19 protein-coding genes and 2 tRNA genes are annotated in these 19,715 nt (G+C 33.7%); 8 read left to right on the top strand and 13 right to left on the bottom strand.

Going from position 1 to position 19,715, the window contains the following annotated elements; translation table 11 throughout:
• Positions 1 to 22: 22 nt before the first annotated feature.
• The gene (locus BU804_RS07725; RefSeq protein WP_075883619.1) at positions 23 to 523 is read right to left on the bottom strand and encodes a SycD/LcrH family type III secretion system chaperone; all 501 of its coding nucleotides are present in this window, start codon (positions 521 to 523) and stop codon (positions 23 to 25) included.
• Positions 524 to 988: 465 nt separating this feature from the next.
• Between BU804_RS07725 and BU804_RS07720 the strand changes: the two genes are divergently transcribed.
• Complete coding sequence (locus BU804_RS07720; protein WP_011175336.1) at positions 989 to 1,306, top strand: hypothetical protein; 318 nt, start codon at positions 989 to 991, stop codon at positions 1,304 to 1,306.
• A 288-nt stretch (positions 1,307 to 1,594) separates the two neighbouring features.
• Positions 1,595 to 2,026 carry a hypothetical protein gene (locus BU804_RS07715; protein WP_075883618.1) on the top strand — a complete coding sequence of 144 codons (432 nt, stop codon included), beginning with the start codon at positions 1,595 to 1,597 and terminating at the stop codon, positions 2,024 to 2,026.
• 18 nt (positions 2,027 to 2,044) lie between these two features.
• Here the strand turns inward: BU804_RS07715 and xerD are convergent, their stop codons facing one another.
• The 3 genes from xerD to BU804_RS07700 all read right to left on the bottom strand — a co-directional run bounded on the left by xerD (position 2,045) and on the right by BU804_RS07700 (position 5,149).
• Entirely contained in the window at positions 2,045 to 2,920 is an 876-nt protein-coding gene (gene xerD, locus BU804_RS07710) for a site-specific tyrosine recombinase XerD (RefSeq protein ID WP_075883617.1), read from the bottom strand.
• Positions 2,917 to 3,447, bottom strand: a complete 531-nt coding sequence (locus BU804_RS07705; RefSeq protein ID WP_075883616.1) for a hypothetical protein — start codon at positions 3,445 to 3,447, stop codon at positions 2,917 to 2,919. The genes xerD and BU804_RS07705 overlap by 4 nt, the downstream gene beginning before the upstream one ends.
• 100 nt (positions 3,448 to 3,547) lie before the next feature.
• Positions 3,548 to 5,149, bottom strand: coding sequence for a glucose-6-phosphate isomerase (locus BU804_RS07700; protein ID WP_075883615.1), 1,602 nt, complete (start codon positions 5,147 to 5,149; stop codon positions 3,548 to 3,550).
• Positions 5,150 to 5,411: 262 nt separating this feature from the next.
• Between BU804_RS07700 and BU804_RS07695 the strand changes: the two genes are divergently transcribed.
• A complete protein-coding gene (locus BU804_RS07695) occupies positions 5,412 to 6,299 on the top strand; it encodes a methionyl aminopeptidase (protein WP_079988661.1) in 888 nt (295 codons plus the stop codon).
• 157 nt (positions 6,300 to 6,456) lie between these two features.
• Here the strand turns inward: BU804_RS07695 and BU804_RS07690 are convergent, their stop codons facing one another.
• From BU804_RS07690 to BU804_RS07680, 3 genes are all read right to left on the bottom strand, one after another.
• The gene (locus tag BU804_RS07690) at positions 6,457 to 8,424 is read right to left on the bottom strand and encodes a hypothetical protein (RefSeq protein ID WP_075883614.1); all 1,968 of its coding nucleotides are present in this window, start codon (positions 8,422 to 8,424) and stop codon (positions 6,457 to 6,459) included.
• A 305-nt stretch (positions 8,425 to 8,729) separates the two neighbouring features.
• On the bottom strand, positions 8,730 to 9,356 hold the full coding sequence (locus BU804_RS07685; protein WP_075883613.1) for an exopolysaccharide biosynthesis protein: 627 nt from the start codon (positions 9,354 to 9,356) through the stop codon (positions 8,730 to 8,732).
• Between the two features lie 17 nt (positions 9,357 to 9,373).
• The gene (locus BU804_RS07680) at positions 9,374 to 9,784 is read right to left on the bottom strand and encodes a hypothetical protein (protein WP_011175327.1); all 411 of its coding nucleotides are present in this window, start codon (positions 9,782 to 9,784) and stop codon (positions 9,374 to 9,376) included.
• Between the two features lie 230 nt (positions 9,785 to 10,014).
• On the opposite strand from BU804_RS07680, the gene BU804_RS07675 reads away from it, so the two are divergent.
• The 4 genes from BU804_RS07675 to BU804_RS07660 all read left to right on the top strand — a co-directional run bounded on the left by BU804_RS07675 (position 10,015) and on the right by BU804_RS07660 (position 12,204).
• Positions 10,015 to 10,087, top strand: a tRNA-Val gene (locus BU804_RS07675).
• Between the two features lie 12 nt (positions 10,088 to 10,099).
• Positions 10,100 to 10,173 (top strand) — tRNA-Asp (locus tag BU804_RS07670).
• 130 nt (positions 10,174 to 10,303) lie between these two features.
• A complete protein-coding gene (locus BU804_RS07665; protein WP_075883612.1) occupies positions 10,304 to 11,260 on the top strand; it encodes a YitT family protein in 957 nt (318 codons plus the stop codon).
• Between the two features lie 263 nt (positions 11,261 to 11,523).
• Entirely contained in the window at positions 11,524 to 12,204 is a 681-nt protein-coding gene (locus tag BU804_RS07660; RefSeq protein WP_226996167.1) for an LOG family protein, read from the top strand.
• Positions 12,205 to 12,263: 59 nt separating this feature from the next.
• On the opposite strand, the gene BU804_RS07655 is transcribed toward BU804_RS07660, so the two are convergent.
• From BU804_RS07655 to rpe, 6 genes are all read right to left on the bottom strand, one after another.
• Complete coding sequence (locus BU804_RS07655; RefSeq protein ID WP_075883610.1) at positions 12,264 to 12,926, bottom strand: hypothetical protein; 663 nt, start codon at positions 12,924 to 12,926, stop codon at positions 12,264 to 12,266.
• Positions 12,927 to 12,955: 29 nt separating this feature from the next.
• Complete coding sequence (locus tag BU804_RS07650; RefSeq protein WP_075883609.1) at positions 12,956 to 13,666, bottom strand: hypothetical protein; 711 nt, start codon at positions 13,664 to 13,666, stop codon at positions 12,956 to 12,958.
• A gap of 348 nt (positions 13,667 to 14,014) precedes the next feature.
• Complete coding sequence (gene accC / locus BU804_RS07645) at positions 14,015 to 15,376, bottom strand: acetyl-CoA carboxylase biotin carboxylase subunit (RefSeq protein ID WP_039357747.1); 1,362 nt, start codon at positions 15,374 to 15,376, stop codon at positions 14,015 to 14,017.
• Positions 15,377 to 15,385: 9 nt separating this feature from the next.
• Positions 15,386 to 15,898: an acetyl-CoA carboxylase biotin carboxyl carrier protein gene (gene accB, locus BU804_RS07640; protein WP_011175321.1), complete on the bottom strand. Its 513-nt coding sequence runs from the start codon at positions 15,896 to 15,898 to the stop codon at positions 15,386 to 15,388.
• A 390-nt stretch (positions 15,899 to 16,288) separates the two neighbouring features.
• Complete coding sequence (locus BU804_RS07630; RefSeq protein ID WP_075883607.1) at positions 16,289 to 16,843, bottom strand: elongation factor P; 555 nt, start codon at positions 16,841 to 16,843, stop codon at positions 16,289 to 16,291.
• Positions 16,844 to 16,880: 37 nt separating this feature from the next.
• Complete coding sequence (rpe, locus tag BU804_RS07625; protein ID WP_075883606.1) at positions 16,881 to 17,612, bottom strand: ribulose-phosphate 3-epimerase; 732 nt, start codon at positions 17,610 to 17,612, stop codon at positions 16,881 to 16,883.
• Positions 17,613 to 18,120: 508 nt separating this feature from the next.
• Here rpe and brnQ point away from each other — a divergent pair.
• On the top strand, positions 18,121 to 19,302 hold the full coding sequence (brnQ, locus tag BU804_RS07620) for a branched-chain amino acid transport system II carrier protein (RefSeq protein ID WP_075883605.1): 1,182 nt from the start codon (positions 18,121 to 18,123) through the stop codon (positions 19,300 to 19,302).
• Positions 19,303 to 19,715 lie beyond the last annotated feature (413 nt).

Below are 19,715 nucleotides of genomic sequence, written 5' to 3'. Positions count from 1 at the left end.
GGCAAAGTTCACGAGTTTAAAATTAATCGTTCAATAAAATACGTTTTGCCTCTTCAGCTTGTTTTTTCAAATCTGTATATTCTCCAGATTCTCCCGCTGTTTCAATAGCTAAATCTAAAGCTTGCAAAGCACTTTCGCGATCATGGATGGCAAATAAGCATTTTGCTAAATAAAAATAGGGTACAGGGCTGTTGATATCACAAAAAGCTGCTAGTTCGTAAGCATCAATAGCAGCTTCGTAATTTTGACACATTTGAGTAGCCATCCCCAAACCCAGCCAATAATCGTGGATATAGGGATTTAAAGTCGCTAAAAATAAAAAGGCGTGGGCGGCATCTTCATAGCGTTTATGCTCAAATAAATAATAAGCTGCTCCATAAAACTTTGCCATCGTGGAATCTTGAAGTTCCATGATCTGTTGAGCAGTTTTACCTTCTGCCAACTCTTTTTTGAGAAGTTTTTTATTTTTTAATTTTTCTTTAGCTTTTTCTGATAACTGAAACTCACTTAAATCATCTTTCATAATCTTTTTCCAAATGTATTGTCGGAGAATTCGAAGGTTTAAAATTTTATTACTCAAAAAATATCTAGACATTCTGACTAAAAGCCGTCAAATTTGTTAACCTATTAAAAATCTCTTAACATGTCAAATTTTTCTTTGTTGCTTGAATAAATATTTAGCTCGCTAAAGCTTGGGTTTTTTCACTTGAAAGTTCAAATATTTATAAATAAAATAATTTATATTATAAATTTATTAGATTTAGACTTTTTTTATATTAGTTCTATTAATAAAATAATTATCATTTTATTCTTGTCAAAATAAAAGTCATGGATTAAAGTCAAACCCTATTATCATTTATCTATGTGTTAAATTTAAGCTTTTTCAGATTGACCAGAGAAATGATTTCTGCAAATGATAAGGTTAAAAGAACACAGAATGAATAAAAAATTTTAGCAATCACCCATTTTTAAAGGACGGTGTATATTTATGAGCCAAGATTTCATTCAATTGCCAGAATTATCCGAAATTAAAGAAGATTTAGTTTTAGCGAGACAAGATATCAGTTCAGCTGTTCAAGAAGATGATTCTTTAGAGCCTATTGGTAAATTTGTTGAAGAAGTGATCACAATTATTGAAAATAAAGCCTCTTCTCTTTCTGCTGGTAAGCCATTAGATACAAAAACTAAAGTAGATATTGCAGCTCACTTAACCTTACTAAATAGTTTAATGGACGAAATTTTTTTGAGTAATTTAGAAGATGAATTTACTGAAGAAGAAGAAGTTGAAAGCGAAGACGATCGCTAATATTTTTTTTATTTGAAATGGATCTGAGTATGGGAATCTGCATTCCCTACTCTTATCCTTACAATTCCTACCTAACTGCACAATTTTGCATTTATTTATACAATAATCTTTGTAAAGACTTAAATCCAATTAAATACCTATTGTCAAAAAAATTAAAAACTATATAGAATAATGTCCTTAGAATTCATCGAATTTAACGCGATTTTATTATTGAATAATGAAAATTTAAATTTTAGCTAAACTAAAATAATTTGAGCTCTTAAATCATTTTCTAACTAGGAAATATTCATGCTTGATAGAATTCAATATTATACCAATCATACTTTAGTGGGCTCAACGATAGATGCAGCTGAAATTTTAACCGACATCACAACGAAAATTGCTCATCGTGTAGCCCTAGACGTTATCATTCAATCTATTAGCGTTGTTTGTCTCCTTTACCTTCATCCTAATCTTTTTCTAATGGGTTTTACTATAGGGATTGTTCTTGAACGTCATGTACGCGAAATTGTAGAAAAAGTTAATATAATTTACTCTGCTCAAAAATCCTTTATTGAACAGATCGCTTTTTGGAGTATAGGAACATTCGTTGCTGTTTATACCCTACCAACATCAATTGTCATCGCGACACTTTATTATTCAGCGAAATGTGGAACATATCTTTACCATCGCTGCAAGCAACGTCAACAACCTAATGCAGTGAATGCAGTTGTACCTTAACAACAAATTTAAATTTCTTCAATTTCTCGGATGAAAAGCTTGAAAAGCTTGTTGTAAGCGTATTTGACTAACATGAGTATATCGATCTGTGCTATTGATGCTTGCGTGTCCAAGCATATCTTGAATGACCCTTAAGTCTGCCCCATGATCTAATAAATGAGTCGCAAACGTATGCCGAAAAGTATGAGGGGAAATGGATTTGAAGATAGATGCTTGACGGGCATAAAATTTGACAAGTTTCCAAACAAGAGCACGAGTAAGCGGTTTACTTTTTTTCGTGATAAAAAGAAATTCATTTCTGGAATTTTCTCCCCCCTCTCTAAAAGACAAATAACAATCGATGGCTACAATTGCCTGTTGCCCGATGGGAACAATCCTTTCTTTTCCACCTTTTCCTAAAACTCGCACAAAAGTATCGTTCACATCATAAATTTTCAATTGGCAAAGTTCTGATACTCGTAATCCACAAGCATATAAAGTTTCTAAAATTGCTTTATCTCGTGCTCCTCTCCATGTTTGAATGTTAGGTATGGCTAATATACGATCTATTTCTTCTAAAGAAAGAACATCTGGAATTAATTGCCAAAGTTTAGGGGTTTCGATCAGAAGAAGAATATTTGTCGTAATCATTCCTTCTCGTTTTAAAAAGCGAAATAAAACTTTAATGGCGATAAGAGCCCGACAAATAGAAGCTGAGGCGTAATGTTGTTGTTGTTTTAAAGCTAAATAATCAATTATAGCTTGCAAATGAATCTGTGACCAATTATTTACTGAACGTTGTTTCAAAAAGGTTACAAAAGAGAGAAGGTCTCTTTGATAAGCCTCTAAAGTATTTTGAGCTAATCCTTTTTCTGAAGCTAAATAAATAAAAAAATCTTCTAAGTCTCTAATCATAAGTGTTGAGACTTAATTTTTTGGCCATCACCTAACTTTTCGGCTAATCTTTTTTGTACTTTTTCTGTTTCTAAAGTGGTAAGAGGGAAAATTTTAATTGTCAAAAATTCATCTTGATGGGCAATTTCGTATAATCCCCATTGACTTCCTTCTTTTTCAAATTCTTGTCTTAATATTAATTTTTTTGAATGAGAAAGAAATACACTTAAAATAAAAATTTCTTCCTCATTTTGAGAGGGTTGTTCAAGTAGCTCTTTTAAAAGATGTAAAGCGCGCTCGAAACGTAAAGAAGGCACTTCATTTTTTTTATGCTCAATTTTTGATTTCCAAAAACCCCTTTTTTTCAAAAATAGCTCCGATTTAATTGCATGAGGCCAACAAGCAGCACAAAAATCTTGTCGAATCACTTGGTGATCTTCCCCTTCAACAATTAACGAATAATATTCCATGCCAGCTTGAAGTCTTTCCGCGTGACCAGAACATAATCCATTGCGTTTAGGAATCTCAATTTGAAATAAAGAATTCATTTCCATCCACTTAATTTTTCACTCACGGTTCGCATAAACAAAACAATAAGTTTAATACTTAAATGATGTCCAAGCCATAAACCCGAGAATTAGATCTATATTAGCTAAAATGATCTAAATGTTTCAAGTAAGCTTCACCAATTGCAAAAGAAGAAAGTTTTGTTTTTTTTCTTTGATTAGCAAACTCATTTATTAAACGATTAGCTAAAACTTTGCCTAATTGAACCCCTTCTTGATCAAATGAATTAATTCCCCAAATAAATCCTTGAAAAGCCACTTTATTTTCGAAAAAAGAAAGAAGAGCCCCTAAAGTATAAGGAGTAAGTTTTTTAGCCAATAAAATATTTGTCGGTCTATTTCCTAAAAATGTTTTGTTTGGGTTCTCTGAAATTTGCCCTGTTGCTAAAGCAAGACTTTGAGCAAAAAGATTTGATAATAACTTTTCTTGAGAAGTTGTACCTTGAAATTCTAGATCCTCTCCGTAAAGATTTTCTTTGAAGGCAATAATACTCACGGGAACCGTCGCTGTTCCTTGATGAATTAATTGAAAGAAAGAATGTTGCGAGTTCGTCCCGGGTTCACCCCAAATAATTGGTCCAGTGTGAAAGTTAGTCATGAGCCCTTGCTGATCAATATGCTTTCCATTAGATTCCATGTCTACTTGTTGAATATGAGCAGTGTATCGCAATAATGCTTGAGAGTAGGGAATTAAAGCCACAGTGGGATAATCTAAAAAATTGCGATTCCAAATCCCTAAAAGGGCAGCTAATAAAGGTAAATTTTTATTCAAATTGGTTTCTAAAGCAATTCTATCCATTTCATGCGCACCTTTAAGAAATTCCCAAAAGGTATTGATTCCAAAGGCAAAAGATAATATTAAGGCTCCGCACATGGAAGTTGTTGAGTAACGTCCTCCTATCCAATCCCACAGATAAAAAGTTTTGAGATATTGTTCTTGGTTATCCATTGGTGTTCCAGGCATTGTGATTGAAACAAAATGTTTTTTAGGATCTAGACCCGCCTGTCTAAATTTCTCGCGCACCAATTCTTCATTAGTTGCTGTTTCAAGCGTTGTGCCAGATTTTGAAACAACAGCAACAAGCGTTTTCTTTAAATCAGGAATTTTTCTAAAAACACCTGCTACATCATCAGGATCTACATTGGAAATAAAATGAACATGATGACCAGGTTTTAAAAGATGCTCCAGAGCATAATAATGAGCTCGTGGCCCTAAATCAGACCCTCCAATGGCAACTGTAACAAGATCTGTAAAATGATAATTCTGATCATTTTTTTCTAAAAATTGACGAAGTTTTTCAAGTTCAGCTTTCGCCAATTGAGCCGCTTCTTGAGCTTTTTTAGCGGTCCTAGGATAGTCAAATAAATCTCTTGTTGCTGTGTGCAATGCCGGTCGATTTTCTGAAGGAAACCTCTCTATAAAATTCATTACCTCCCCATCTTGCATGTGATTCATTTTATCTAAAGCATGCGATTCTTCAGACAATTGTTTCAATGCGGCCAAAACATCATTTGTTACTCTTTCTGTTCCGTAAAGTAGTTTAAATCCACCAGCTTCCGCCACATATTGTGTTACTCTTTCTGGAGTAAGTTCTTTAGTTAAATCAAGAGGATGCTTAGCTAATTCTTGAAGTTTTTTACTAGCAGAATAATTAAAAAAATGAGATGGGGACGTTTTTGACATGCGAAACTCCAAATAAGAAAAAGGGGTTGCTATCTAACTTTTCTTAAGCATTCATTAAGAAAGCTTTTTTTCATTTTATGCCTAAGAAGAATTCTCTAATGTTTTATGCAACTTAATGAATTTATTAAAAATATGCAATCATTTGTCTGAAACATATACTTATTTTTTGCAAACTTTGTTTAGCATGAAGGTTGCTTAAAAGATAATTTTTTAGATATTCTTATTTTAAATAAGGGTTATTGAATGCAGAAAGGAATTTTTTATGATCGGTAGAAACGATATATGTTGGTGTGGAAGTGGCCAAAAATGGAAAAAATGTCATTATCCAAATGAAAGCTCTCCACAAAAAAAATCTAAAGAAAGCACCCGTGAAGAATACTTACGCCAACATCGTATCATTATTAAAGATCAAAAACAAATTGATGGAATCCGAGCATCTTGTCATCTAGCAAGTCGTATCTTAGAAGCAGCATGCGCTAAAGCAAAAGTGGGTGTCACAACACAAGAGCTCAATGATTACGCTCATAAACTGCATGATGCTGCAGGTGCGATTCCAGCTCCTTTAAATTATGGGCATCCTCCCTTTCCCAAAAGTATTTGTACCTCTTTAAATGATGTTATTTGCCATGGCATTCCAAATGAAATTCCTCTTAAAGAGGGTGATATTTTAAATATTGACGTGACATGCATTTTAAATGGTTATTATGGCGACTGCAGTGCCATGGTGATGATTGGCAAAGTTGACACAGAAAAACGACTTGTTGTTGACGTCTCTTATAATTGTTTAATGCGTGCGATAGAGATAATAAAACCAGGGATTGCCATTTCAGCAATTGGAGATGTAATAGAAAATTATGCTCATTCAAAGAATTGTTCAGTTGTTTATCAATTTGTTGGGCATGGTGTCGGTATCAATTTTCATGAAGGACCTCAAATTTCTCATCATCGCAATTATAATTCTATTCTTCTCGTTCCTGGAATGACATTTACAATTGAACCGATGATCAATGCTGGTTCAAGAGAAGCAATTATTGATCCTATTGACCAATGGACAGCAAGAACAAAGGACGGGAAAGCAAGTGCACAGTGGGAACACACGCTTTTAGTCACAGAAAATGGTCATGAAATTTTGACAAATTGGAAAAGATAGTTTTTGTAAGATTATTCGAATTTCAATAGTTATTTCTTGCTTTTATAGCTAAATTTTTGATTCAGTCTCAAATCAACCTCTCACTATTTGGTGTAAAGCTGCTGATAGTTTATAGGGATTCTAAATGAATAAACCAACCTTCTGTTTTGAGATAAATCTAGCATTGTTTCAATAAAATGGAGATCAAATCTGACATTTCGTCTATTTCAACCCTATAATCTGAAATGACTTTCTCATACTCTACCGATAAAATGTGTAAATCTTTTTGTAAAAACCTTTCATTTTCGGAAAAATCAAAAATCTGTTCTTCTTCGATAGACTTGTACAAGCTAGTCATTTTTTCTTGAGTCAAAAAGAGCTCTTGTCGTGTTTTGTCAAGGACCATTGATTTTTCTTGAAATTGCTTTCTAAGTTGAAGATAAAGGCCTTCCATTTTGCGAAATTGAATTTCCGTAAAATTTTTATGCTGTTCAGATAATTGAAAAGAGCTTGTTTTTTCTTGTAACTCTAAAAATTCTTTTTTAAGTTGATCGACAGTTTTTTCTAGCAACTGATTATTTTCTGTCATTAAAATCAATTGGTTTTCTACAGTTTTTAACTGATCTACTTCTTGTTGACTTTGTTTCAATTGTTCAGTAATCAGACCTAATTCTTGTTCTAATCCGAGCTTACTTTGTTTTAATAGATCTATTTCGATCAGATGCTGATTGGTTTCATCTAGCTCTTGTTTGTAATTTAAAAGCTTTTTACGAAGCTCCTCTAAATCTTGCTCTAATTCTTGATTTAATTCTTGAGACAACTGAAGCTGCACTTGAATTTTTTGAATTTTCTCGCCTTGAGCCTGGTAATTTAAGGTTTGACTATTTAAATCATCAATTTCTTGCATTAATTGATTTAACTGCCCCCGTAGTTGGTTTTGTTGAACTAGGTGCTGTTGTTCAAGTATGCCTTTTTCTTGATCATGTTGAGTTTGAAGCTGCTCTAACTTGTACTTTAAATCTTCCCCATGTTTTTTTAAAATTTCTTCTCCAACAAGTTGATTTTGCAATGAAATCTTTGTTTCTGCATGCAACTGAATTTCATTTTCTCTTTGCTCCAACAATTGTTCCAGTTGTTGAATTTTATGGGTTTGTATTTGAATAAATGATTCATTTTGCTGAATAAGAAAAGTTGTTCGCTCCAATTGAGTTTGCACAGATATTAGATGGGATTGAATATCATTTTTCTCATTTTCTAAACATTGGTATTGATCATGAAAATTTTTAATTAAAATCTGGTGTCTTTCGATTTCTTTTTGAGAATCTTCACACTGTTTTGAGTATTCTTTTTCATTCTGCTGGCTTTTATAAAAAACTTCCAATAAGTGCTCATGATCTTTTTTGAGTTCTTGAAATTGCGAATCAATGAGTTCTTTTTCTTCTTCTAAGTTAGAGACATTTTGTTTAAGTTTAGAAATTGTACTCGCTGAATCCGTATTGATATATTCTTGTAAATGCATTTCTGAATCATGCAATTTTTCATTCAACTGAGCAATTGACTGCTTTTTGTAAAATAGTTCCTGTAAAAGTTTGTCATGTTCACTCTTGAAGTGAGAAAGTTCATCTTTAGAAAGTAAAGCGAGCTTATAAAATGTCTGTCTTTCATCTTGAATTTGCGTAAGATCATTTGTAAGAGATATAACCTGGCCTTGAATAGATTCCTTTTCTACAAACCAGGTATGTTCCATTGTCTTTAGCTTTTCCTCTAAACGTAAAAAATTGTCTAAACGGCTTTGAGACTCAAGTTGTAATTTATCAACCAACCCCTCAACCTCTTCTAAAGACAGGGTCAAAACAATGAAAGAAAAGGCCATTGCTAAAGCCATTCCAACGTGCCAAAATTGCTCATCTAAATCAATCGAAAGATAGCCTACAACAGAAAAAGATAACAGACAGCCAAGTGCAGCTGCCATGCCCTTTATTTTCCATTTGACACAAAGAGGAATTCCAATTAAAGCACTTAAAGGAAAATACCAATGTGAAGAGACCTTAAAAAGTAAAACAGCTATCGAGAGAAGAATTAAAAATGGACCTAAAAGTGACCAAAATTGAACTTGATTTTCCACTCTCTTTTCTAAAACATTCACAATGAGATTCCTTCATTTCATTAACTGCTAATTGCGTACGCATAAAATTAAAATTTTAATCTAAAATACTTTGAAGCTGTAGTTCTATTGGATCAAACTAAGAAAGTCTTTTTCAACTGATTTAAATTAAAAGATTTAATTCTTCTTTTTTATATGCATAAAATAAATAATAAGAGAAAACATGCACACTTTTCTGGTTATTATATAAAAAAGAAAGAAAAAACAGAACAGAGTTCTTGTAAAACTTGTTTTATGGATAAAAACTATGCGAATGAGGAAGGGAATATGTAAAGGCTTGTATGTTTTTATCTATAAACATAAAAATCAAAAAAACTAGATGCTCCTTCTTTTCCTAACCAGATTACCCCCCCAAGTATTGTGAAACATACTAGGCTTAATCCATAGGCAATAAGAATTGCCGCTCCATCGTCTTCCAAAATAGCTAATCCGAAAATAAGTAGAGGATAAGCAGCTAAAATATTACTTAAAGGAATTGGCAATGGCAAAGCTAAGACAAATCCCAAAATAGCAATCATTAATCCATGGAAAATTAATAGAATAGGATTTTTTACCAGATTTGGAAGCCTAGGATAAACAAAATAGCGCAATTTATTTGTTACTTTTAATGCTAATTTTGCAATTCTTTCTAAAACTGAATAAGGAATTTTTTTCCCTAAAATCCATCTAGGAAGCCAAATTTGATGTCCAAATCCTATTCTCAATCCAATAAATATGAGAAGAATTCCGAAGGGAGTGGAAAAGCCGGGAATTTGAATAGGTTGGCAAAAAGGCAGACTTAATAAAACCAAGAGAACGGCTTGCCCTTTTTTAGCTAAATTACGAATCAGTGATTCAATTGTCATGCCTTTCTCTTTTGCGTCCAAAAGTAGTGTTTGCAGAGACTCAGCAAATACATTAATCCGTTCTTTCATAAGGCTTACTCTTCAAATTATTTACTTAATTTTTTTTCGCAAGCATCTAAACGATTTAAGGCCATTTCTTGACATTTTTCTATTATTTGTTTAGCGCCTTCGATGTGGTAAATTCGGTTTAATTCTATTCTTAATTTATCACTAAGTTCATGGTCTGCTAGAGTCAATTCATGAGATTCCATATTAGGGTATTTATATTGAAATTCTCTAGCTCCAATCATGACAAAAACCAATTGATCAAATCTTTTTTGTAAAAGGCTCGTCGAAGCAAGTAATTGATCTCTATTTCGAATTTCTCGCAACTCTTGGATAAGAGAGCGAGTAATCCCTTTACCTTCTTCTTTATAATCTTCTAAAGATTTAGGTCCACAACTAGTCAAAAAAAGAAAGCAACCTATTAAAAAAAATACATGTCGGTAACGGTTCAAGGCTATAACCTGAGTTTTATTTAAAAAAATGTTTAAATTGCCATTAAAAATCTAGGTTTTTAAAAGAAAGATCTAAAATGTCATGTAATAAATGTTATAAAATTAATCATACTTTTTACAGTCATTTCATAATTTTCTTAATATTAAAAATTTATGAATATTTTAAATATTATAAAAAAAGTAACTTGTGCTAAATTCATTGAACATGTAATCTTTAGGCTTATTTTGCAGGGCGTATAGCTCAGTTGGTAGAGCTCCTGTCTTACACACAGGTGGTCATAGGTTCGAGTCCTTTTGCGCCCAATACTTGCAAATGCGGGAGTAGTTCAATTGGTTAGAGCACCGGCTTGTCACGCCGGAAGTTGCGGGTTCGAGTCCCGTCTCCCGCGTTCTATTTTTAAGATAGTTCGCTTCAATCATTCTTTCGATCTGTAAGTTTAAAATTCCCTTTTTTCTATTGATGACTGTCTTTGCGAAGTTAAAGTTTTAGGTTTTTTCATCCTCTAAGGGCGTTCCACTATGCATGTTTCTCACCCCTCGAAACGTTCCGTTCTCTCAATGATTATTACTTACCTTTGGATTGCCATAGGAGCATTTTTAGCTGCTTTTGCTTTAGAAGTTTTTTTTATTCCAAATAATTTGATTGATGGTGGTATTGTCGGAGTCGCAATGATATTAGGAAACGTTTTTCGACAATCCTTAATTCCTTATCTTTTAATTCTCCTAAACTTACCCTTTCTTGTTTTAGCTTACCGATCTATTGGAAAGGTCTTTGTTCTTCACATGCTTTTCGCAACCTTTTTATTTGCTGCTTCAATGATTTTTATCAGCAATATGCTGCATATTCAGTTTCGAGGAGATAGCTTAGAAGTTGTTGTGATTGGCGGAGCTATTTTAGGAATTGGTCTTGGCTTAATTATCCGCGAAGGTGGATGTTTGGATGGAACTGAAATTTTAGGAATCATCATTAATCGTAAAACGGGCTTTACTGTTGGTCAAGTCGTTTTAGTTTGCAATATTTTTGTGTTTGGGGCAGCAGGATTTGTTTTTAAAGATTGGCATCCTCCCCTCATGTCTTTAATCACTTATATTGTCGTGATTAAAATTATGGATTCGGTGATCGTCGGTTTGGATGAAACAAAATCCGTTTTAATTATTTCTTCAAAATCAAAAGCAATAGCCGATGCGATTGTCCACGAACTTGGATTGGGTTTGACTATTATGTACGGACGTGGGGGTTTTTCTGGGGATGAGCGTGAAATTCTTTATGTCATTGCAGAAAGACTTCAATTAGCAGAGCTCAAAGATTTAATTTTACGAGAAGATCCTAAGGCATTTATTGCCATTGAAAACCTTCATGAAGTGGCAAATGGCAAAGCTCATCATGGAGATAGTCAGGCTAAGCAAACTCGAATGGAACGCATTTTTTCTCGAATTTTGCCTAAAACTAACAAACACTCTTCCCCTCCAGCATAAATAAACCTTTCCAGATCTCTAATCTACAAAGGCTAAACTATTTAATATAGTCAAACTTCGCTGTCAATCTAAATTCATTTTCGATTAAATAGCTTTTTATTCTTCTAGCTAATTCTTTCTCATTCTTTATAAATTCCCTATTATACCCTTTCAAATTTTTTATTGACATAACCAACTGAAATAGGCAAAAAGAAGCAGAAACAAGAAATTTACAAAATTAATTTCGGCGAAAACCGAAGCGATACGAATTCATGGGGTTCTCAATGGCTTTAAATCCTGAAATTGAAAAACAACTTTTTACCCATGATTCTTGGCGTGTTTTTAGAATTATTTCAGAGTTTGTCGATGGTTTTGAAACAATGACAAATCTAGGTCCTTCCGTTTCTATTTTTGGATCTGCTCGTCTGCCGCCAGAATCCATTTACTACAATTTAGCAGTTGATGTTGCAAGACATATTTCACGGAAAGGTTTCGCGATTATCACTGGAGGTGGACCGGGAATTATGGAAGCGGCTAATAAAGGTGCTCAAGAATCCAAAGGCCATTCTTGTGGCCTTGCGATTGATCTCCCGTTTGAAAGTGAACCGAATCGATTTATCGATTTCAAATATCGACTTAATTTTCGCTACTTTTTTATTAGAAAAGTGATGTTTATTCGCTACGCGCAAGGATATGTCTTTTTGCCTGGAGGGGTAGGAACTTTGGATGAACTATTTGAAGCTTTAACACTCATCCAAACAAAAAAAATCAAAGCCTTCCCTATTTATTTAATGGGTAAAGCTTATTGGGACAAAATGGTTGCTTGGATGGAAGATACCATGCTCGCTCATGGATGTATTTCTTCCTGTGATTTGCAAATGTTTCAAATTACGGATGATCCAGAAGAAGTTGCAAACGGAATTGAACGTCATTATCAACGTGATCGAGCTTTAAAAAATTTTTAAACATTTAAATAAAATTCGCATTATTAAGCAGCCGATATCACATATCCTATTCATTAAAATTAACGTGTTTGAGGAAGTTCCTGCATATTTCCAAACGTATTTCGAGAAAAACTCGCACTTGATGTCTTAAAGGGGTGAGCTACATTAGGAAAAGGCATGGATGAATACGAACTCCCTTGAAAAGATGGGGGTAGTGTTGCAGGGGTATGATTCATTTCAGAAAAACGCCTTGAAGGAAGTGAATACATTTTATTCCTTGTTACTGGAAAATGGCTTGAACATGTTGGTACATCATAATTATTTTCATAGCCATATTGCCTATTTCTAGGTGCAGAACTGATAACAGAAAAGGGAATAAATGGAAGTAAATACATTCTTTTGGCTGCCCAATAGTATGGAGTGCTACACCAATTCCAAGCTCTTCCAAAATGATTGCTTTGGTAATGAGGTTGATCAAAAGTGTTCAGCTCTGTCGGAAAAGATGGCGATAGGTAAACAGCATTAAAATCAAGTCTTCTAATTACCCATACAGCCACAGCTATCAAAGGAAAGATTCTCAATATTGCTGAAAATTGAGGAGACTGTCTTTGATAAGCGTCGGCAAAAGCTAATGAAATTACACTCGTTGCAACTGCCACAATTGCATCAGTTACAATTATGTGCGAAGGAAAATCATTTCTATATGTTGTTGTCCATGATCTGGAAATATTTATAGGATCCATTATTTGATACCTTTCTAATTAATTTATTATTAATAAGTGGGATAACCAATAAATTCTGCTTCACTGTAAGGAACACCATACAAGGCAGTATTAATCAAAATATGTGGGAATTGAGCAATACGCCAATGGTTATTAACGCCGACTAATACTAATTGACCTATATGCCATTTCCTAAAAGTATAGTCGTCTTGATTAATTTGCCAAATGGTATTGTCGTTTAATTGGATAAGTTTTTTTCGAGGCTCAAGATTAACAATCCAACGAGTAGCCGAGCTCATAGATTGTGGAGCGCCAATTAAATTTACTTCAACGGTTTCACGAGTCGATCGATTTTGTAAGACATAGGCATAGTTAGAAAAACAAGAAGATTTGGGCTTAATAAAAATGATGTCTGTTTGTACCCAGTGACGTATGATTTCTCTTTGATAAGGATGAACAGACCAATGAGAACCATCATTCAATTGAATGACATCGGCATTTCCAGAAATAGCCATTGGTGCGTAGTAAGCATCATTATGAATTCGGTTAAGAAGCTCTTCATCATCAAAACTAATGGGATTTTGCCCAGTAGACTGCAAAAGCGCTTGAACTTCTGTGGGAATTTCTTTAAATCGTTTTTCTTCAATGTATGATAATTCTAATGGTGTTAATTGCTCTTCAGTTATCCCAGCGGCAGCCAAAAGATTCCATGAAAAAGCCACAATTAAGACACTAGTTAGTTGATAAAATTTTATTTTCATTATTAATTCTCGTTATTCATAGTTTTTATAGTTTATTTAAATCAAACTGAAAGCTCTTTTTACCTATTTCTAAGATTACTTTTGAAAAAAATCTCTTATGCAGTCTTTTTGTAAATATTTCGTGAATATCTTACAAAGCAATTAAGAAATAATAAAGAGTTGTTTAATTAAACAAAAATTAAAGACTATTTTTCAATGAAGTTAAATGAAAAATTTGTTTGAAAGCCTCTGCAAAAGAGGCATTATTGTGAACCAATAAATTCAATATTTTTGCTCAAAATTTACAAGGAATATATATATTTTAGAATACTTTTTCTTATAAATTTTAAGCAAAGGACTGGACAATATCTATTCTAATTCAAAGCGATTACCTTCTGCAATTAGGTTATCGATATAAGTCAGATCAAAATCTGCATTTAAAAATTTTGGATCTTCTAGCATATAAAGGTGAAAAGGTATTGTGGAATTAACCCCTCCAATATGAAATTCACTTAGGGCTCTTTTTCCTATTGCAATAGTTTCTGTACGATCTTTACCCTTCACAATTAATTTAGCAATCATTGAATCATAGTTAGGAGGAATGGAATATCCTGAATAACAAGCGCTGTCAACTCTAACATGGGGGCCACCAGGAGGAAGATAATACTCTAATTTTCCAGGAGAGGGAGCAAAATTGTGGCTAGGATTTTCTGCATTAATTCTAAATTGAATTACATGACCAGTGAATTTTACATCCTTTTGTTCTAAAATCAATTTTTCTCCACGAGCAATTTTGAGCTGTTCCATCACAAGATCAATACCTGTTAATTCTTCTGTGACCGTATGCTCAACTTGAATACGTGTATTTACTTCCATAAAATAAAAGTTTTGATCTTTGTCTAAAAGGAATTCTACTGTTCCCGCAGAAAAATAATTAGCTTCTTTAACAACATTGACAGCAGCTTGACCAATCCTTTGGCGCATTTTTTGACTGAGAACCGGACTTGGAGACTCTTCAATGAGTTTTTGTCTGCGTCGTTGAGTAGTGCAATCTCTTTCTCCTAAATGAATATAATGACCGAATTTATCCCCTAACACTTGCACTTCAATATGTCGAGGATTCATAATCATTTTTTCTAAATAGACGTCTGGATTTCCAAAACTCACCTCAGCTTCAGCTCGTGCAGCTGCAAATAGCTTCGTAAACTCTTCTTCGTTGTAAGCTATCCGAATTCCTTTCCCGCCACCTCCCGCAACAGCTTTAATGAAAATAGGGAAACCTAATTTTTTTGCGTCTTTCAAAGCTTCTTTAATATCCACAACGACTCCATCTGAGCCTGGGATAACAGGACAACCAGCTTTTTTTGCTGTTGCTTTAGCTTTAGCTTTATCACCAAGCAATGCAATAGATTGAGGAGCCGGTCCAATAAAGTTTAAGCCACAGCTTTCACAAATAGAGGCAAAATTTGCATTTTCGCTTAAAAAACCGTAACCCGGATGGATCGCATCAGCTCCGGTAATTTCACAAGCAGAAAGAATATTTGGCACTTTAAGATAAGATTTATGGGAAGGGGCTTCTCCAATACAAATGGCTTCGTCAGCATGAAGAACGTGTAAAGCTTCAGCATCGGCTTGCGAATAAACAGCCACAGTTTGAAGACCTAAATCGTGACAAGCACGAATAATTCGAACGGCAATCTCGCCTCTGTTAGCGATAAGAACTTTTTGCATAAATAAAAATTACTCAACGATTCGGAAAAGTTTCGTACCAAATTCTACAGGCTGTCCTGATTCGACCAAGATTTCAGCTATTGCTCCTGAGACATTTGCTTTAATTTCATTCATTACTTTCATCGCTTCGATAATACAAACCACACTATTTTTCTCGATTCGATCTCCCACTTTGATAAAACTTGGATCATCAGGTGAAGGGGCTCCATAAAAAGTTCCTACCATAGGAGATGTGACATAAAGGCTATTAGTATCGACTTTGGGAGCTTCAACAGCAATAGGAATTGGAGGGCGAGCAGTTGGCATTTCGGCACCATGGGAAAGGGCCTGATCCGTACGTTGTTGTAAATATGTTCTAATTTGTTCTTCTGAATCGATTAGTGTGGAATCAGCTATTGATCGTCCATGTCCATTCTCTTGTCGTTCGAGTATCAATTCAAATTCATTTTGTTTAAGTTGGAGCCGTTTTGTTCCTGTTCGCCCCATCACTGCCATAAGTTCTTTGATGTGTTTTAATTCCACGTCGATTTCCTTTCTAATTAAATAAAAATGAGAACATCTTAAAAAGGGCTTGTCCCTTATTGACTTGAATAAATTTTTCCTTTAAGGGTCGGAATCTCGACCTAAAATAGCATTTCGATAAGGAAAAGGTCCAAAGTGAGCAATAGTTTGTTGTTACCTTAGGGCAAAATTTAAAAATTTTTGCCTTTGCAGGCAAATTTTGCTCAAGAATCAATTTCGCTGAGATTGTCGAAGTCAAAATTTCAGTTTGTTTTAATAAAATAGCTTCAGGGGCCGTTTCTGCAAATATTTCATTTAGACTTAGTATAAACTCGATAATCAATGAATGGATTCTGTTTATTTTTATCATAATCACTTGATTATCCTTCCCTTTATTTTCACTTTTAAATATCAAACACGTTGAATATATTCGTCAGTTTTAGTGTCAACTTTGATAATATCTCCTGTTTCAATAAAAGGTGGAACTTCAATTTTTGCCCCTGTTTCTAAAATGGCAATTTTTGCTCCATTAGCTAAATCATTTTCGTCATCCGAATGCGTTTTAGCAACCATTAATTCTAAAAACTGCGGAAGCTCGACTGCAAAGATTGTTTCTCCATAAAAAAAAGCTTTAATCTCGACCCCTTCTTTGAGATAATTAACTTTGCCACTCACGATTTCAGCTGGAACGCGGACCTGGTCTAAATTAACAACATCCAAAAAAAGATACTCATCTCCTTCAGGATAAAGGAACTCTAAGCGACGTTCAATTAATGACACATCTTTAATCGGTTGATTTAGCTTAAAGCTTTTTTCAACCATTTCATTATTGCTCAAATCTTTTAGTTTAGCTTTAATAAAAGGAGTCCCTTTAGGAACTGTTACTTTTACGCTGGATTCAACACGATAAAGTTTGTTGTTAATGGAAAGTGTCATTCCTGGAGTCAATTGATTACTTGTCGCCATAATTCCTACAGTTATCTGTTAACAATTTATTAATTTTTTAATGACCTTCGGCAGACTGCCGCATTTGCTTTATTGCATCGGCAAAGTTTGGAGATTTAAAAAGGCTTGTTCCTGCCACAATAACATTTGCCCCCGCTTCTACGCAACGTCTTACATTCAAATGAGTAATCCCTCCATCGACTTGAATATCAAAAGGAGGAAGTTGATGACTCGTTGATGAATTATCTTTAAGGGTCACTCCCCCTGCTCGAATATTAAGCTGGTTACATACGTCTCTTGTAAATTGTACTTTATCTAGCACTTTTTCGATAAATTTTTGTCCTCCAAAACCTGGATTGACAGTCATCAAGAGAATCATATCACATTTATCTAAATATTTAGGTATCATAGAAACAGATGTTTCTGGATTGAATGCCAAACCTGCTCGTATATTACATTTTCGAATATAAGCCAGTGTTTCTTCTACATCTTCTGTTGCTTCCATATGAAAAGTAATACTATCAGCTCCAGCTTGGACAAAACGTTCAATGTAGTCAAACGGGTTATAAATCATTAAATGAACATCTAAAAACAAATTTGTTGCTCGATTGATAGCAGCGACTGCTTGAGAACCCATCGTTAAATTCGGAACGAAATGTCCATCCATAATATCTAAGTGCAGTGAATCTGCTCCTGCTTGCTCAGCTTTTTTAGCTTCATCTGCTAGATGTCCGAAATCTCCCGCTAAAATCGATGGAGCAATTTTAACAGCTTGCAGTTCTCTTTTCATATTTTATCCATTTCTTAAAATTACCTAAGTTCATACTCCGTTCGATGATCAAAAGTCAAGATGATACCAAGATCATACAGTAATATCATTGAATATCAATAATTTTTGCTTTGAATTTTTTTCTTCCTTGCTATACCAGCTAAATAAATTCAAGTAAGGATTGTTATTCCCAAAAATATTTTTTCCCTTATAGAAAGGTTTGGGTATTTACAATAGAAAATAAATCACTAAGTATTTACTTAGCAATTCGACGTTGACTTTAAAAACTTGAAACATTAAGTTATTTACTAAATTTAACAATATTTTTCAGATGTTGCACTTAAAATTTATTTTAAACTCTTCTCTCCTTCATGTCATTATTGTGCGCTAAGCGCACATATACATACGACTGTTTTTTATCACCACTTATCCATTTTAAATTAATTCATTATGATTTGTTACTATTATTAAACTATTTTGATTTTTTATCGATAAACTCATCTTACAGAGTGAAAATTAAAGGAAATATATGAAAAAGCCTTCACCAAGGTCAAATACTTTAGCGACTGGCCTTGCTATGTTCTCAATGTTTTTTGGAGCAGGAAATGTTGTATTTCCGCTCGCATTAGGGCAACATGCAAAAGATCAAAATATATATGCTATTATTGGACTTCTTATTACAGCTGTCGGAGTTCCTTTTCTCGGTCTGATTGCAATGACTCTTTTTGACGGAAATTACCGAGCTTTTTTTAATCGTTTAGGCAAGATTCCTGGTTTTTTAATAGCTCTTACTATCATGGGATTAATTGGCCCATTTGGAGCTTTACCACGATGTATCGCTCTTTCCTATTCTACCATTAGTCTTGCTATCCCTCATTTAGAACTGATTCCTTTTAGTGTTATTTCTTGTATTTTAATTTATTTATTCACTTTTCGCAAAAATAACATTATCGATGTATTAGGGTACGTTTTAACTCCCTTTCTCTTATTTTCTTTGCTTATTATTATTTTAAAGGGTTTTTGGGAAGCAAATGATCTGCCTGCTTCAATTCATCAACCTTATGAGACATTTTTAGTAGGACTACAAGAAGGCTACCAGACCATGGATCTTTTAGGAGCATTCTTTTTTTGTTCAGTCGTACTAGCTTGCTTGAAAAAAGGGGTTGAACCACAAACCCATGAACATGTTAATTATAAAAAAATGATAATATTAACTCTAAAAGCTAGCTGTATTGGGGCATTTTTGCTAGGTTTGGTTTACTTAGGATTTAGCTATGTTGCTGCCTATAACAGCGAAAATCTCGCTGAAGTTTCTAAAGAACAAGTTTTAGCAACTTTATCTCACCAAATTTTAGGTCCGAATGCAGGAATTGTCGCTTCGATTGCCGTCGCATTAGCCTGTCTAACTACAGCCATTGCACTTGCGGTTGTTTTTGCAGAATTTTTACATTTTGATGTTTCTAAAGGAAAGATTTCTTATCATAACTCTCTCATTCTCACTCTAGTTATTTCTTTCATTTTTTCAACATTGAATTTTACAGGAATTATTGCTTTTTTAGCTCCTATTTTAGAAGTTTGTTATCCTGCGTTAATTGTTTTATGTATCGTCAATATCGGTTATAAACTTGTTCACTTTAAACCAGTTAAAATACCTGTATTTAGTATATTTGCTTTATCGCTTTTATACCATGCCTCAAGTTACTTAAGGTAATATTTACCGCTTAAATCAGAGTTGTTTTCGCAGCTCTGATTTAATTTCATGATCTTAAATAAAATGCGCGGATATTCTAAATTTCACTGTATATTCATACGGTTTTCAAAATAATCATCATTTCAGCATGATAGCTAACTCGAATTTTAGGTTTATTTGCCTAGAAACCACTGAATTTATTTAAATAGAAAAGTTTAATATAAATTTTTCTGGGAATAAAAATTCTCCTTTTTATTTTCATTTTTCCTCCAGCCAAATTATCCAATTCTCAAAATTTTAATAAATCTATCGTAAAAAATGTTTTTATAACTATTCTCTCATTTTTTCCTCTCCTGTTCAATTCCCAAACAAAATACTTCTTGTCCTCTTGTCACAGAGAAAAAAATAAACCCTGATTTTCAGCCACCTTTATC

The organism is Candidatus Protochlamydia sp. W-9 (genome assembly GCF_001950615.1).
Taxonomy (GTDB): domain Bacteria; phylum Chlamydiota; class Chlamydiia; order Chlamydiales; family Parachlamydiaceae; genus Protochlamydia; species Protochlamydia amoebophila.
Note: the sequence above shows the minus strand (reverse complement) of the source record. Positions and strands in the feature narration are given on the sequence as shown.